The following is a 14,786-nucleotide window of genomic DNA, read 5'->3' as shown; positions in this document are numbered from 1 at the left end:
GGCTGCTGCACCCGGAACTGACCGCCTCCGCCACCCGCGCCGAGGCCGCCTCGGTGACCGAGGGCGGCTTCGCCGCGCACGCCTCGGTCAACCGCACCTGCGAGATCGGCATGACCCGCGCCACCGGGAAGACCTACCACCACCTGCTCGAACTGCTCGACCAGGTGACCGGTGGGGACGCGCGGACACCCGGGCTTCCCCGGCGATAACCGCCGCGCCCGCGGGCTGCGGCCGGACGCTCCGGAGGCGACCGCGATCAACGCCGGCACGGTCTGTGAGACGGCGCGTGACGACAGGCGACCGGCTGAGGCTCGCGACCCCGGGAGTCGGTTCCGCCTGGCGGGCGAGTATCGTCGCAGGCCGGACGACACAGGCCGCAACGGACAGGAGTCGCCGATGACGTTCATGAGGGCCCGGGAGGTGCCGGGGCGGGTGGCCACCGGCGCGTACATCCTGCACTCAGGTGTGGAGAAGTGGAACGGCGACGACGATCAAGCCGCCGGCATCCACGGCATGGCCGTCGGCGCCTTCCCGTTCCTGAAGTCCGTTCCGCCTCGCCGGTTCCTCAAGCTGCTGTCGGCGACCGAGATCGCGACGGGCGTGGCGCTCCTGGCGCCGTTCGTGCCGGCGGCGGTCGCCGGGGCCGCGCTCACCGGGTTCTCCGGCGGCCTGCTCGCGCTCTACCTGCGCACGCCCGCGCTGCACAAGCCCCGCAGCATCTGGCCGAGCCCGGCGGGCGTCGGCGTCAGCAAGGACGTATGGATGCTGGGCGTCGGGCTCGGGCTGCTCGCCGACGCCGCGACCCGGGGGCGCGACACCTGACGCCACGTTCATGGCCAGGCGTTTCAGCGCCGTCCCAGCGCACGCCAGAGGCGCCTTGCCAGGCTGATGGGCTCGCCCTCCTCCGGCGCGGCGTCGTCGTCCGGGAGGTCGTACCAGTGAGTGTCGCCGGGGAACGGGTCCGGCTCCGCCCCGCCGGGCCGGTCCTCGGCTGCGGCGTCGGCGTCCGGCGCCGCGAACGGCGGGAACTGCTCGGAAACGGCCACGGGTGCGGTCCTCACGGTGAAGCGGACGCGTCCCGCCCCCGGGGACGCCTGCGAGAACTTTACGGGTAGCTTCTGGGCGACTGCCCCGGTTCGTCCTATGAAAGATCCGCCGGCCGGCTGTGGAGGATCCGGGCCAGCAGGGCGGTCATCTGCTCGCGCTCGGCGGGGCCGAGGCAGGCGAACCACTCCCGCTCCCTGCGGGTCTGCTCGGAGAACGCTTCACGCACGGCCGCCTCGCCCGCCGCGGTCAGCGTGACGACCACCGCGCGGCCGTCCTCCGGCACGGGCCGGCGTTCGACCAGGCCGCCGCGTTCGAGGGTGTTGACGGCGTTGGTCACCGCGGACCGCGACATGGCGGAGATCTCGGCGAGCCGTACGGGCTGGGTGGGGCCGAGCAGCCAGAGCTTGAACATCAGCCGGAAACCGGGCAGCGTCAGGCCGCGCGGGCGGTGGATCCGGGTCTCCAGGTCGGTGACCAGCAGGTACGCGAGCTGGAGCAGGTGATAGGCCAGCGCGAACGCCTCGGCGTCGGCCGGAGGCGACATGGCCGCCAGGCGCTCGCGCGCGTACGCGGCATACCGCAGGTCAGGCGGCACGTCCACGCCGAGATCCGGCTGAATGTCGGGCTCGCTGTTCATCGGTCAAGTCTTGCGCAGCCGCAGCGGTGTCGTGAATATTGTTACGGCCATAACAACTTCTCGTTTCCCTCGGAGGGCGCCCGTGCGCATCGTCATCGCCGGAGCGGGCATCGGCGGGCTGACCGCCGCGCTCAGCCTGCACACGGCCGGGTTCGAAGACGTGACCGTGCACGAGGCCGCCCCCGAGATCCGGCCGCTGGGCGTCGGGATCAACCTCCTCCCGCATGCCGTACGGGAGCTGACCGAGCTGGGCCTGGCCGACCGGCTGGCGGAGATCGGCGTGGCCACGGCCGAACTGGCCTACTTCAACCGCTACGGCACGTCGATCTGGTCCGAACCCCGAGGTCTGGCCGCCGGCTACGCCTGGCCGCAGTACTCCGTCCACCGCGGGAGACTTCAGATGCTCCTGCTGGAGGCGGTGGTCGAGCGGCTGGGCCCGGACGCCGTACGGACCGGCAGCCGGATCACCGGCCCCGGCACCGAAGACCTGCTGATCGGCGCGGACGGGATCCACTCGGCCGTGCGCGCCCATCTGTACCCCGGTGAGGGCCCGCCGCCGTGGAACGGCCTGGTCCTGTGGCGGGGCGTCACCTACGGCGAACCGTTCCTGACCGGCCGATCGATGATCATGGCAGGCGACGGCACGCAGAAGTTCGTCGCCTACCCGATCGAGACCGGCGACCGCACGCTGATCAACTGGATCGCGGAGCGGCCTCTGGACGGCGACGCCCCGGACCGGGGGAACTGGAACCGCCCGGCCGACCTGGCCGAGATCGGCAGGCACTTCGCCGACTGGCGCTTCGACTGGCTCGACGTGCCGGGGATCATCGCCGGGGCCGAGACCGCGTACGAGTACCCGATGGTGGACCGCGAGCCGCTCCCCCGCTGGACCCTCGGCAAGGTCACGTTGCTCGGCGACGCGGCGCACGCGATGTATCCGATCGGCTCCAACGGCGCCTCCCAGGCGATCATCGACGCCCGGGTGCTGGCGTACGCCCTCGCCCGGGGCGACCTGGCGGCGTACGAGGAGACGCGCCGCCCGGCCACGACGGCGCTGCAACTGTCCAACCGCGAGATGGGCCCGGAGATCGTCATGAAGCTCGTCCACGAACGCGCGCCCGGCGGGTTCGACGACATCGAGCAGGTCATCCCCCACGCCGAGCGGGCGGAGATCGCCGCCTCCTACAAGCGCACGGCCGGGTTCGACCCCGCCTCGCTCAATGAACGCCCCTCCTGGAGCGTCGATCGGAGCGCGGTCTCGTGAACCTGGAACCGCTCGCCACGTTCCGCGTGGATCTCGACCCCGTGCTCGACCTCGGCGACTCTCAGTGGGGCCACCGCCGTGTGGTCAACATCGTGGGCGGCACGTTCGACGGTCCCCGCCTGTCGGGCACCGTGCTGCCCGGCGGGGCCGACTGGCAGGTCGTCCACGCCGACGGCATGATCAGCATCGACACCCGCTACACGCTGCGCACGCACGACGGCGCGCATCTCTACATCACCACCAGCGGAGTCCGGCACGGCTCCCCCGAGGTGCTCGGCCGCCTCGCGCGGGGCGAGGACGTTGACCCGTCGGAGTACTACTTCCGGCTGTTCTGCCGCTTCGAGACCGGCGACGATCGATATCTGTGGCTCAACCGCACCCTCGCCGTGGCCTCGGCCGCCCGCGTGGCCACCGCCGTACGCTACGACGCCTATGCCCTGACCTGAGGAGTCCTCATGCCGAAGCTCGACCGCCCCCCTCTGCCGGTCACCGTCGAGCACGACGTCCCGATGCCGATGCGGGACGGCACCATCCTGCGGGGCACCGTCCACCTGCCGGCCGGCGGCGGTCCGTTCCCCACGTTGCTCATGCGCACGCCGTACGGCGAGGACTCGTTCCGGACGGCGCCGGTGACGCCCGCGCTGCGGGCCGGGTTCGCAGTGGTGCTGCAGCACTGCCGGGGGCGCGGGAGCAGCGACGGCGAGTTCCGGCCGTGGGTGGACGAGGGCGCCGACGGCCACGACACGATCGCCTGGATCACCTCGCAGCCCTGGTCGAACGGTGAGGTCGTGATGAGCGGCATGTCCTACCTCGCCGGATGTGCACTGCAGGCGGCGGCGACCCGTCCGCCGGGGCTGAAGGCCGTCGTCGCGTCGATGACGCCGCACGACTTCTACGACGGCCTCAAGTATCACGGCGGGGCCTTCGCGCTGGGGTCGGCCCTCAACTGGGGCGCCTTTCAGGCGCTGCTCGGGCTCATGCACGCCGGTGAGGCGGGCGAGGACGTCGGCGCGGGGTTCGCCGCGGTTCTTCCCGTTCTGGGCGACCAGGACGCCGCGGCGCGAACCCTGCCGGTCGGCGACATCCCCGGCATCCCCTGGTGGCGCGACTGGACCTCGCACGTGGAACGCGACGCCTACTGGGAGGAACTGGCCGAGACCCTGCGCCACGATCGCATCGAGGTGCCGGTCATGCACGTGGCGGGCTGGTTCGACTTGTTCCTCGGCGGAACGCTGGAGAACCACCGCCGCCTGGGCGGCCCTCTGGTCATCGGCCCCTGGTCCCACCTCGCGCCGGGCGCCGCGGGCACCGGACGGCTGTTCTTCGGGGCCGCCGCCTCGGCGGAGGCGATCGGCCTGGAGCAGCGGCAACTCGCGTTCCTGAAGGGCGAGGACACGGGCCCCGCCGTGAAGATCTTCGTGATGGGGGACGACGTCTGGCGGGACGAGGAGGCCTGGCCGCTGGAGCGCGCCGTCGAGACCGCCTACTACCTGCACGCGGATGGCCTGCTCTCCCCCGAGCCTCCCTCGGCGTACGAGCCGGCGACCTTCACCTTCGACCCGCGTGACCCGGTCCCGACCGTCGGCGGGCCGACCCTGCTGCCCGACCCCACCAACGTCGGCCCGCAGGACCAGCGCGACGTGGAGCGGCGGCCCGACGTGCTCTGCTACTCCACCGAGGTGCTCGCCTCCGACGTCGAGGTCACCGGCCCGGTGTCGGTGACCCTGCACGCGGAGACCTCCGCCGCCTCGACCGACTGGACGGCCAAGCTCGTCGACGTGTATCCGGACGGCCGCGCGATGAGCGTGATCGACGGCATCGTGCGCGTTTTCGAGTCGTCGGGGACGTTCGCCATCGACCTGGTCGCCACCAGCCAGGTCTTCAAGGCCGGCCACCGCATCCGGGTAGAGATCTCCAGCTCCAACTTCCCCCGTTTCGACCGCAACCCGGGGACGGGCCGTCGCGCGGCTACCGAGGCGGACCTGGTCGTCCAGCACCAGAAGGTCTTCCCCGACTCGTACATCACACTGCCGATCGTCCCCCGCTGACGAGCGTAGGCCGAGTCACCGATCGCCGGATCGCCACCGCAGTGCTGTACGAGCCGGCGGCCGGGCACCACAGCTCGTCACTTTCAGATCGTCACCGCGAAGCCCTCTGCCGGGCGGACTTCAGCAGAGCCGGCAGCGCGGCCGGGTCATCACGAGCTGTCGCCATCGCGCCGTCGTGGTCAGAGGATGTGCGGTCTCCCCCGGAGCACCCGGCACAACGGGGGCACGTCACGGGACGGCGTCAGGAGATGTCGTCGAGCAGTGCGTCAGAAGAGTCGACTGTGGCGGCTGCTCGGAGCCAGGCAGTCAGCCGGTCGAGGTCATGACATTTCCGGATCTTTTCGGAGATGTCCTCGGACACCTCGATGCCCCGGGCCGACAGGACAGTCAGGATCGCCTCGGCCTGTCCCTCCGCCTTGCCCTCCGCCTTGCCCTCCGCCTTGCCTTCGGCCTTCCCTTCGGCCTTGCCCTTGGCGATGTTGTCGCGAGCCCAGTCACTCAGGTACTCGTAGGTCTCGGTCTTCAAGTGCTTCTCCAAGTGATCCCAGATCTCCCCGGGCAGCGCCGCACGCACCATGTCAGCGTACATACCCGCCTGATCGCGGTCGAGATTGTGCAACGCCGTGAGCAGGGCTTCGAGGATCTCCGGACCCTGCGGCGTGTCGGCATGATGGATCACCGACAGTACGGCGAGTTCGAGGTCCTCCGCCACCTGGCCGGGGTCGGTGATCACCGGGACCTCGGCTGGTCCGACGACGAGCGGGGTCAGCACCATACCGGGGTGACCCAGTTCGATGGGGCGGGCGCACCAACGGGCGATCGCCGCGTCGGGCGCGACGACCAAGAGCATGACCGGACATTTCAACCGGCTGCGCAGACTGCTGAGGTACAGCGGCCAGGACCAGAGCTTGTCGGAATCACGGTCACGCTGGACTTCCACGATCACAGCCAGGACGGGTTCGGGCTCGTCGTCGGGGCTCTTACGACGCAGAGCTACGACCGAGTCGGCGCGACGTTCGGTGGGCGTGACCTCGGTGAGATCGGCCGATTCGAGGCCCACGTAGTCGTAGTCGGGCAGGTCGACCCTGAGGGAGCGAGTGAGCAGGTCGGCGGCGAGGTCGGGTCGCTCGGAGAACAGGCGGACGAGCGCTTCGTGTTCGGCTAGTGCCACTGCGTGACCGTATCCGCGCCGACACAGGCGGCGGGCCTCATGTCACTCAGCGTCATTGTTTCGTTACTTTAAGTTCGAGCGACGAAGGTGGGCGGTTCGCCAGGCCGGGCGGGTGAGGAGGGCTCGGAAGCTATATTCACCAGCAGGCCCTTACAGGGCCCACCTGGAATTGAACCAGGTGAGAAGGAAGCCTCCGAATGGCCTCACCCGCCGACGCGCAAGGAAAGCGGGAGAGCTAGATCCAGACCGGCGCCCGTACGGGCAGACCGGTTCCAAAAGAGTGAGAAGGAAGCCCTCCCATGGCCTTGCCGTCAGCAAGATATCAGGCCGGGATCAACTCGTGCAGCGTGGCGGGCGTGTAGACCCGCGTCCCTTCCGGGAGGTCGGCGGGTGTCTCGAGCCCGATGTACGTGACGTGGCCGCCCGTGGAGAACTTGGCCCGTAGCAGGTCGACCAGGTAGCCGACCCGCAGGTAGTCCCGCTCCACGATCGAGCGCACGAGCAGCGACGTGGTGACCCGGTTGCCCTCCACCTGGTTGAACGCCGGATGGCCCGACAGGTAAAGGTGCAACCACTTCACCCGCCAGACATCGTCGTCCCCGCGCAGGAAGACGAGCGGGAGCGCGATGCGGCCGGATCCACGCAGGTCGGACTTCATCCGCACGGTGCGCGGTTCGAACGGCCTGCCCTCCTGGGCGGCGTCCCTGGTCATGTAGCCGAAGAACGCCTCGGCCGCCTCGTCGAACCGCTCCCCGGCATAGATGTCGACCTGGGGGATGATGATCGGCTTGGTGGCGTGGGCGAGACGCACGTCGATGAACTCCGAGGCGCCGTCGGGGGCCTCGGTGAGATCGCCCGAGTAGGTCGCGAAGTCGTTGGCGTAGGACGTCCACGAGATGTGGGTCGGGTTGTCATAGGTGGGATCGAGCATGAGCGCGGACAGGTCGTAGTCGGTGCGCCGCTCGCGCTGCCGCCAATGCACGAAGAAGCGGAGCAGCTCACCGTCCACGGGCGACAGCGAGCCGCGGGGCAGCATCCCGAGCCCGGGCGCGACCGCCTTGCCCGACAGGGGCAGTGCCACGTCGAGTACGGCGGGGTCGGCGATCACCTCGCCGAGGTCGGGCAGGCGGCGGCTGATCTCCTCATCCAGGATGGCGAGCGTCCGGTTGAGGGGCTCCTCGTCGAGCGAGGCACGAGTGTCGGGTGTCGCCCACGCTCTGCCGTACCTGTTGGTGAAGACCCGGTTCACGGGGGCGAGCCGGTTCTGCAGGTGCTCCCGCAGGGAGAGCAGCACGCGGCCGGAGGCGCGGGTGACAGACCTCTCTGCCGCCTCCGGCACGGCGGAGCCGCCACCCACGCGCAGCAGGTGGTCGAGGCGGCGCAGCAGCGCGCCGGGCGTGTGCTCCAGCAGCGAGACGGCCTCTTCGGTACGGCCCGCGGCCAGCGCGGCCTCGATCCGGCCGCCGAAGCTCACCGCCTTGCGCACGCCCCTGGCCACGTCGAAGACCTGGGCTGCCCGGGGGAACTGCGGGTACTCGTGGGGGTGCAGCCGCTCACCGAGCCGCTTCCACTGTTCCCGGTGGCGTAGCACGTCCCCGTGTTTGGCGGCGGGGACGGTGTCCAGGGCGGCCAGCAGGATGCGGCGTTCGGCGCGGCGGAAGGAGCGCAGGCGGGTGGGGGTGGCCAGGGTGACGTCGCCGTCGGAGCAGAGCGCGGCCAGCCGGAGCACGTCTGTCACGGTGTCGACGAGCAGCGGCTGCCCGGCGGCCAGCCGTACTTCGTTGATGGCGGCCCGGTTCTCGCGTACCGGGACGTGCTCGGGCTGGTCGTCGGCACAGAAGTCGGCGCAGAAGGCGGCCAGCGCGCGCAGAGCGGCAAGGTCCTCGGCGGCGAGCGGGATCTCGGAGCCGGCCAGCGAGAGGTAGAGCTCTCGCGCTTCGTCCCGCAGGCTTCCGCCCAGCTCCAGCACGGTCACCCGGTCGCGGGCCAGGGGGATCAGCTCGGCGTGCGCGGCCAGCAGGTCGGCGTAGGTGTGCTGGTAGCTGCCGTATCGCGGCAGGTCCAGCAGGTTGAGGATGCCCGGCTGGAGCCGGGCGGCGGCGACCGGGTCGAGCATGGCCTCGCGCAACAGCCCCGCCCAGAACTCCAGGGTGTCCGGGACGTTCTTCGGGAAGTCGATGAAGTAGGCGTTGTGTTCGACGTGGTCGCCGACCAGGCGGCGGACCACGGCCAGGACGCGCACGCCAAGGTCGATCACCTGCTCGCCGGGCAGCCGGGCCAGGCGGTCGAGCAGCGCAGGCGAGCACGTGAAGCCGACACTGAGCAGCGCCGCGTCGAGCTGCCGGGCGGCCACCCCATCCCAACCCGGCGTGTCGTCCCCCGCGTCGTCGACGGGAACACGCAGACGCCGGGCAATGATGAGATCTTCCACGCAGGAACGATATAGGGCGGATGTGCACGGATCGCCACTGAAATAGGAGGCGCATGCCGGTGACTCGCCAGTGGCGACCCTCACCGGCGGATGAAGCCGGGCGGGACGTGGTCCACCAGCCAGACGCCGTTGGCGCTCACCCGGAAGTGATGCCCGGCCGCGTGCATCGCGCCCGCGTCCACCACGAGCACGACCGGCTTTCCCCTGCGCGCGCCGACGCGGGTGGCGGTCTCCCGATCCGGTGACAGGTGGACGTGATGGCGTCCCATCGGCCGCAGCCCCTCCGCGCGGATCGCCTCCACGTTCCGGGCGACCGTACCGTGATAGAGGATCGGGGGCGGCTCGACCACCGGCAGGTCGAGGTCGACGGACACCGAGTGCCCCTGACTGGCCCGGATCCGATCGCCGTCGATCACGTATCGCCGCTTGTCGTTGCCGGCGACCGCCTGCTCCAGTTCGGCACGCGAGATCGGGAACCCGTGCGAGGCCGCCGCCGTCAGCAGCGCGTCGATGTCCACCCAGCCGTGCGCGTCGAGTTCGATGCCGATGCGCTCTGGCTGGTGCCGCAGATGCTTGGCCAGGTACTTCGAGACCCGCACCAACCGCCGCTCGTCCATTTTCCTCCAATGTACGCTGACCTGCCGTCCATCGACGTGAAGATCACCGTATGGTGTCGGTCATGGACTGGGTCGAGCGCGTCGCCGGGATCCGCCGCTGGACGCGGCAGGGCGAGCGGGCGCCGCACAAGCCGCTCCTCCTGCTCTACGCCCTCGGCCGCTTCCAGCGCGAGGGCGGCCGGCCGATTTCGTTCAGCTCCGCCGAGGCGGATCTCAAGGCCCTGCTCAGGGAGTTCGGCCCGCCGCGCGATACCAGCCCCGGCTATCCGTTCCATCACCTCACCGGCGACGGTCTCTGGCTCGTCGACACGGTGCACGGGCCGGGCAGTCCCGGCTCCGAACTCGGGCGCCTGCGTGCGGCCCAGGCCACGGGCCGGCTGACTCCCGACCGGACGATCGCCGTCTCCCGGAAGTTCGTCGGCCGGAGCCCGGCGGCCGAGCGGATGGTCCTCGCCCTGGCAGGCAAGCCCGTACGCGATCCCCAGACCGGTCTCGACCCCGTTGACGTGGACCACATCGAATGGCACAGCCGCCAGGTCTTCCGCACCCCGGCCCGCCAGGGATAGCCGATAGGCTTCGGACCCTATGGACAGCTCGATCTTGGAGAAGGTCCGCGAGCTCCGCGGACAGGGCAACTCCCCCAAGCAGATCGCCCGCGCTCTCGGCATGTCACCGGCGGCGGTCGCGCCGTACGTCCGGGCGGTGGCCGAGCAGGCGAGCAGCACGGAGTCCTCGGAGGCCGAGCTCGCGGGGTGCTGGATCAACGCCGGGTGGAGCGAGGGACTGGACGTCCCGGACACGACCGGCTGGGCGGACGACGTCCCCCGCGAGCAGGAGACCGCGGGCACGGTGAGCGTGGTGGTGGCGCGCAAGCACGGCTGGGACAAGCTGTCGGTCTGCGCCTACCTCGTCGACGTCTACTGCCTCGGCGTCAAGCACGCCCTCGGCCCCGACGTGATGAGCGAGGTGGAACTGCACCGCTTCCTCCCCAAGTACTTCAGGATCTACCCGCACGGCTGGCGGGAGGCGCCGCTCGACCTGGTCCGGCACCTCGTCTTCGGCGCGGTCGACTACGCCCGTGATCTCGGCTTCGAGCCGGCGGCGGACTTCGCCGGGGCGGCCGGTCACCTCGGCACGTGGGAGGAGAAGTCAGCCGTCACCTTCGGCAAGGACGGCAAGCCCTTCTACCTCGCGGGCCCGAACGACGACGTCAGGCACGTGGTGAAGACGCTGGAGCGGAGGGTCGGCCCGCCGCCCAACTTCGACTTCTTCGCTCCCATGCCCGAGTCGCAGATCTCGCTGGGCGGTCACCGGCTCACCCCCTGACGCCGGGGTACAGTGCCAGCAGGCCAGACGAGCGCGGAGACTGCGATGGGTTCGACGAGAGAGCACGCTCACCCATGAGCGGTCCGGGGGCACCGGCGCACCGGGTCAGGGGCAGCCGGCCGCCGCACGGCGATCCGGTGGTCGATCGGGCGCTGTCGCTCCTGGCCGCCTTCGACACCCGGCACCGCTACCTGACGCTCGCCGAGCTGAGCAGGCGCAGCGGGATTCCGGCGAGCTCGGCGCTGCGCCTCGCCCAGCGGCTGATGGCGTGGGGCGCGCTCGAACGGGGAGACGACGGCCGCTTCTCGATCGGGCTGCGCCTGTGGGAGGTCGCCTCGCTCGCGCCTCGCGGCCAGGGGCTGCGGCAGGTCGCGATGCCCTACATGGGCGATCTCGCCGAGGTCACCCGCCAGCACGTGCTGCTCGCCGTACGCGAGGGTGACGAGGCGGTGCTGGTCGAAAGGCTCTCCGCGCACCAGGCGATGCCGGTGCTCTACCATGTCGGCGGCCGGCTTCCGCTGCACTCCACGGGCGTGGGCCTCGTGCTGCTGGCCTTCGCCGAACCCGGCTTCCAGGAGGAGATCCTCGCCCGGCCGCTCGTGCACGAGCCGGAGCGGACGGCGGTCTCCGCCGCCGAGTTGCGGCGGACGCTGGCCGAGGTGCGGCGGGAGGGGCTGGCCACGGTCCGCCGCCGCGCTCCCGAGCCGCTGGTCACCGTGGCGGCGCCCGTCTTCGCCGCCGGGGCCCGGATCGCGGCCGCGTTGTCCGTGGTCGTGCCGGAAGAACACGCCGAACCGCGGCTGCTCGGGCCTGCCGTGCGGACCGCGGCGCGCTCGATCTCCCGGGGCCTCGGCGGGTCCTGACGATCGTCATCTCACCTCCGGGCGCTCCGCCTCTCGTGATCTCGCCTGCGCCCTGTTCATCTCGCCCGGTCGGCCCGCTCACCTGTCCGCGAACAGACGGTCCGCCGGAGATCCGGACGTGCCAGACTGCGAGGCATGGAAGCCTCGGGCCGATCAGTGGTCATCGACATCCGGACGCGCCGGGCCGGCAAGGAGCGCGGCCCGGCGATCCCCGACGGCCCGGACCCGTTGCTGCGCGCGGTGTACGGGGAGATCCTCCGTGACGAGCGGCTGGACCAGGACCGCACGCTCGATGACGTGGCGCGTGCGGTGGGCATGTCGAAGCAGTATCTGTCGGAGGTCGAGCGCGGCCGCAAGGAGCCGTCGTCGGAGATGCTGCATTCCGTGTGCGACGCGCTCGGGTTGCCGATCGAGCAGCTGCTCACCCGTGCCGTCCGGCGGATCACGGCGTCGCGCCGGATCGCGACGCGCGGGTCGTCCGCCGGTACGCCACGGGTGCTGCTGCTGGCGGCGTGAGCGCTACTCGCGGGTCATGATCAGCTCGTCGGCGAGGCCGTACTCGACGGCCTCGCGAGCGCTGAAGATGCGGTCCCGGTCGGTGTCCTCGCGCAGCCGGGCGACGTCCACCCCGGTGTGACGGCTGAGGATCTCCTCGGTCTGCGCGCGCACGCGCATCACCTCGGCCGCCTGCAGGGTCAGGTCGGAGATGGTGCCCTGCCCCTGCGTGGACGGCTGGTGCAGCAGCACGCGGGAGTGGCCGAGCATGAACCGCCGTCCGGGGGCGCCGGCGGCGAACAGCACCGCGGCGGCGGAGGCCGCCTGACCCATGCAGTACGTCGCGACCTTCGCGCGGATGAACTGCATGGTGTCGTAGATCGCGAGCATCGCGGTCGACGAGCCGCCCGGAGAGTTGATGTACAGGTTGATCTCCTGGTCCGGGCTCTCCGCCTCCAGGTGCAGCAACTGTGCCATCACGACGTTCGCGACGCCGTCGTCGATCTCGGTGCCGAGGAAGATGATGCGCTCGTTGAGCAGCCGGCTGAAGATGTCGAACGACCGCTCCCCCACCGGGGTCTTCTCGACCACGTACGGGATCGTGTACTGGCTCATGACGAGAACCCCATCCGGTTGGGAACGGCGTACGGCGCGATGCTGTGGAAGGAGTCGACGATCGTGTCGATGATCCCGTAGTCACGGGCCTGCTCGGGGGTGAACCAGCGGTCTCGGTCGCTGTCGGCGGCGATCTCCTCGACCGAGCGTCCGGTCTCCGCGGCGAGGATCTCCTCGGACTGCCGCTTCATGTACTTGAGGTTCTCGGCCTGGATCGAAATGTCGATCGCCGTGCCGCCGATGCCGGCCGACGGCTGGTGCATCATGATCCGGCTGTGCGCGAGGCTGATCCGCTTGCCGTGGGTGCCGGACGCCAGCAGCACCTGCCCCATGCTCGCCGCCATCCCCAGCGCGACGGTGACCACGTCGTTCGGCACCAGCTTCATCGTGTCGTAGATCGCCAGCCCCGCCAGCACCGACCCTCCGGGCGAATTGATGTACAGGATGATGTCGCGTTCGGAATCCGCCGAGGCCAGCAACACCATCTCGGCGCAGGCTCGCTCGGCCATCTCGTCGTCGACCTCTCCGGTCAACAGCAGGGTCCGTTGCTGGAACAGCTTCTCGTTCAGCCGATCCCGGTAACTCGTGCTCGGTGAAACACTCATGGCGCAGTTGTATCCGCCGTAGCCCCGCGACCTGTCGCTATGTCTGCTGAGGGCAGACCGGAGGTACGCCGTAGTTGAGAAGGCCTGCCGCTCAATGGCAGGCGCCTGGCGGCCGCCGGCCGGGGTGGCGCATCATCGGCCAATCCGCCCACGCCGAGTTGGAGACGCGATGAGCTTCGAATATCTGGCCGACCCCGAGAGCGGCCCGCAGTGGAAGGGAATCCTGCCGGGCGCCCCCGAGGCGTTCTTCCTCAGGCGCGGCGAGGGCGAGCGTGCGATGCTGTTCACCGACCTGTTCACCGTGCTGCTCAGCGGCGACGAGACCGAGGGCCAGTTCGGGATCTTCACGATGGACGCGCCGAAGGGCCGGCTCATCCCGGCGCACACCCACCACGACACCCACGAGACCTTCTACGTCGTGGAGGGCACGGTGCGCGTCCACGTCCAGGACCGCGACGGGACGAAGACGTCGCGGCTGCTGACCCCCAGCGACTTCGGCTTCGTCCCGGCCGGGCTGGCGCACGCCTACCAAGTCGAGGAGCAGGCCCGCGTGCTCGGCGTGGCGACCGGCGGCTTCGAACGGTTCTTCCAGCAGATGGGCACGCCCACCGACCACGCCACACTGGACCAGCCGCCGTTCGTGCCCGACTTCCCCCGCATGCAGGCGGCGGCGCGGGCGCACACCATGGACTTCCTGCCCGATCTCGCCTGGCCGGAGGCCGGGGAGTGACCGTGCGGCTCCCCCCGCCCGCCCACGAGGCGCCGCTGCCGCCCGCCCGCGCGGGCGCGTACGGCACGCGCGTCCTGCCGGGCGTGCCGTACGCCGCGATTCCCGGGGTGCGGCCGCTCGAACTGGACCTGGTGCTGCCGCCCGAGACCGAGGGACCCGTTCCCTGCGTCGTCTTCCTGCACGGGGGTGGATGGCACGCGGGTGGCCGCCGCTCTATGGGCCCGGCCTTCGAGGGCGTCGAGCCCCCGCCGTTCGAGCTGGTCGCGCGGGCGGGCATCGCCGTGGCCAGCGCCGACTACCGGCTCTCGGGCGAGGCCGTGTGGCCCGCGCAGGTGCACGACGTGAAGGCCGCGGTGCGCTGGCTGCGCGCACGCGGCGGCGAGCTGGGGATCGACCCGGATCGGATCGCGGCCTGGGGCGAGTCGGCGGGCGGCCACCTGGCCGCGCTGCTCGGCCTCACCTCCGGCGACCCCGCGCTTGAGGGCCGCGTCGGGGTGACGGGGCCGTCCAGCGCCGTGGCCGCCGTCGCCGCGTGGTACGCGCCGGGCGACCTGCGTACGGTCGCGGCCGGCATCGGCGCCGACCCGGCGGACCCCGCGTCGCGTGAGGCCCTGCTGCTCGGGGCTCCCGTGCCGTCCGTTCCGGACACGGCGGCCCAGGCGAGCCCGGTCACCCACATCTCCCCCGGCGCGCCGCCGTTCCTGCTGCTGCACGGCCGGGCCGACCGGATGATCGCCTGCGCGCAGAGCGAGCGGCTGAGCGAGAAGTTGCGCGGCGCCGGCGCCGAGGTGGACCTGCACGTCTACGACGGCGCGGACCACATGTGGCTCGGTGCCCCCGAGGCGGCCCGCGACGCGCTCGACCGCACGATCGCGTTCCTCCGAACACGGCTCCACACCTGAGCGATCCAGAGCGCCTCCCTTCTTCCCGACGACAG

18 protein-coding genes are annotated in these 14,786 nt (G+C 71.0%); 11 read left to right on the top strand and 7 right to left on the bottom strand.

From position 1 onward, the window contains the following. Both IL992_RS42055 and IL992_RS42050 read left to right on the top strand, forming a co-directional pair. Positions 1-209, top strand: a 209-nt coding sequence (locus IL992_RS42055) for a hypothetical protein (RefSeq protein ID WP_226874772.1), incomplete at its 5' end; no start/stop codon positions are given. 187 nt (positions 210-396) lie between these two features. Then, positions 397-822 carry a hypothetical protein gene (locus IL992_RS42050; protein ID WP_226874771.1) on the top strand — a complete coding sequence of 142 codons (426 nt, stop codon included), beginning with the start codon at positions 397-399 and terminating at the stop codon, positions 820-822. Positions 823-845: 23 nt separating this feature from the next. Here the strand turns inward: IL992_RS42050 and IL992_RS42045 are convergent, their stop codons facing one another. Together IL992_RS42045 and IL992_RS42040 are read right to left on the bottom strand one after the other, a co-directional pair. Beyond that, positions 846-1,046 (bottom strand): hypothetical protein, encoded by a 201-nt coding sequence (locus IL992_RS42045; protein WP_193208868.1) that lies wholly within the window; start codon positions 1,044-1,046, stop codon positions 846-848. A gap of 95 nt (positions 1,047-1,141) precedes the next feature. Continuing rightward, positions 1,142-1,684, bottom strand: a complete 543-nt coding sequence (locus tag IL992_RS42040) for a MarR family winged helix-turn-helix transcriptional regulator (RefSeq protein WP_226874770.1) — start codon at positions 1,682-1,684, stop codon at positions 1,142-1,144. A gap of 82 nt (positions 1,685-1,766) precedes the next feature. Here IL992_RS42040 and IL992_RS42035 point away from each other — a divergent pair, with 82 nt between their 5' ends. The 3 genes from IL992_RS42035 to IL992_RS42025 are packed head-to-tail and all read left to right on the top strand — an operon-like array spanning position 1,767 to position 4,996. Then, positions 1,767-2,948, top strand: coding sequence for a flavin-dependent oxidoreductase (locus tag IL992_RS42035; RefSeq protein WP_193208867.1), 1,182 nt, complete (start codon positions 1,767-1,769; stop codon positions 2,946-2,948). Continuing rightward, positions 2,945-3,394 (top strand): DUF3237 domain-containing protein, encoded by a 450-nt coding sequence (locus IL992_RS42030; protein WP_319019172.1) that lies wholly within the window; start codon positions 2,945-2,947, stop codon positions 3,392-3,394. The genes IL992_RS42035 and IL992_RS42030 overlap by 4 nt, the downstream gene beginning before the upstream one ends. Positions 3,395-3,403: 9 nt before the next feature. Next, positions 3,404-4,996: a CocE/NonD family hydrolase gene (locus tag IL992_RS42025; RefSeq protein WP_193208866.1), complete on the top strand. Its 1,593-nt coding sequence runs from the start codon at positions 3,404-3,406 to the stop codon at positions 4,994-4,996. 241 nt (positions 4,997-5,237) lie between these two features. On the opposite strand, the gene IL992_RS42020 is transcribed toward IL992_RS42025, so the two are convergent. The 3 genes from IL992_RS42020 to IL992_RS42010 form a co-directional block, all read right to left on the bottom strand. Then, a complete protein-coding gene (locus IL992_RS42020; RefSeq protein ID WP_193208865.1) occupies positions 5,238-6,056 on the bottom strand; it encodes an RpnC/YadD family protein in 819 nt (272 codons plus the stop codon). Positions 6,057-6,489: 433 nt separating this feature from the next. Continuing rightward, the gene (locus IL992_RS42015; RefSeq protein WP_193208864.1) at positions 6,490-8,598 is read right to left on the bottom strand and encodes a TerD family protein; all 2,109 of its coding nucleotides are present in this window, start codon (positions 8,596-8,598) and stop codon (positions 6,490-6,492) included. An 80-nt stretch (positions 8,599-8,678) separates the two neighbouring features. Further along, a complete protein-coding gene (locus IL992_RS42010) occupies positions 8,679-9,215 on the bottom strand; it encodes an RNA 2'-phosphotransferase (protein WP_193208863.1) in 537 nt (178 codons plus the stop codon). A gap of 62 nt (positions 9,216-9,277) precedes the next feature. Here IL992_RS42010 and IL992_RS42005 point away from each other — a divergent pair, with 62 nt between their 5' ends. The 4 genes from IL992_RS42005 to IL992_RS41990 all read left to right on the top strand — a co-directional run bounded on the left by IL992_RS42005 (position 9,278) and on the right by IL992_RS41990 (position 11,920). Further along, on the top strand, positions 9,278-9,781 hold the full coding sequence (locus IL992_RS42005; protein WP_193208862.1) for a hypothetical protein: 504 nt from the start codon (positions 9,278-9,280) through the stop codon (positions 9,779-9,781). Positions 9,782-9,800: 19 nt separating this feature from the next. After that, positions 9,801-10,541, top strand: coding sequence for a helix-turn-helix domain-containing protein (locus IL992_RS42000; protein ID WP_226874769.1), 741 nt, complete (start codon positions 9,801-9,803; stop codon positions 10,539-10,541). A gap of 74 nt (positions 10,542-10,615) precedes the next feature. After that, positions 10,616-11,404: an IclR family transcriptional regulator gene (locus IL992_RS41995; RefSeq protein ID WP_193208861.1), complete on the top strand. Its 789-nt coding sequence runs from the start codon at positions 10,616-10,618 to the stop codon at positions 11,402-11,404. A 135-nt stretch (positions 11,405-11,539) separates the two neighbouring features. Beyond that, the gene (locus IL992_RS41990) at positions 11,540-11,920 is read left to right on the top strand and encodes a helix-turn-helix domain-containing protein (protein WP_193208860.1); all 381 of its coding nucleotides are present in this window, start codon (positions 11,540-11,542) and stop codon (positions 11,918-11,920) included. A gap of 3 nt (positions 11,921-11,923) precedes the next feature. On the opposite strand, the gene IL992_RS41985 is transcribed toward IL992_RS41990, so the two are convergent. Both IL992_RS41985 and IL992_RS41980 read right to left on the bottom strand, forming a co-directional pair. Further along, the gene (locus tag IL992_RS41985) at positions 11,924-12,514 is read right to left on the bottom strand and encodes a ClpP family protease (RefSeq protein ID WP_142560478.1); all 591 of its coding nucleotides are present in this window, start codon (positions 12,512-12,514) and stop codon (positions 11,924-11,926) included. Continuing rightward, a complete protein-coding gene (locus IL992_RS41980; protein ID WP_193208859.1) occupies positions 12,511-13,119 on the bottom strand; it encodes a ClpP family protease in 609 nt (202 codons plus the stop codon). The genes IL992_RS41985 and IL992_RS41980 overlap by 4 nt, the downstream gene beginning before the upstream one ends. A 169-nt stretch (positions 13,120-13,288) precedes the next feature. On the opposite strand from IL992_RS41980, the gene IL992_RS41975 reads away from it, so the two are divergent. Beyond that, a complete protein-coding gene (locus IL992_RS41975) occupies positions 13,289-13,849 on the top strand; it encodes a quercetin 2,3-dioxygenase (protein ID WP_193208858.1) in 561 nt (186 codons plus the stop codon). A gap of 2 nt (positions 13,850-13,851) precedes the next feature. Further along, positions 13,852-14,751 (top strand): alpha/beta hydrolase, encoded by a 900-nt coding sequence (locus IL992_RS41970; RefSeq protein ID WP_319019171.1) that lies wholly within the window; start codon positions 13,852-13,854, stop codon positions 14,749-14,751. Positions 14,752-14,786 lie beyond the last annotated feature (35 nt).

Source organism: Microbispora sitophila (assembly GCF_014892245.1).
Taxonomy (GTDB): Bacteria; Actinomycetota; Actinomycetes; order Streptosporangiales; family Streptosporangiaceae; genus Microbispora; species Microbispora siamensis.
This window is presented reverse-complemented; position numbering and strand designations above follow the sequence as displayed.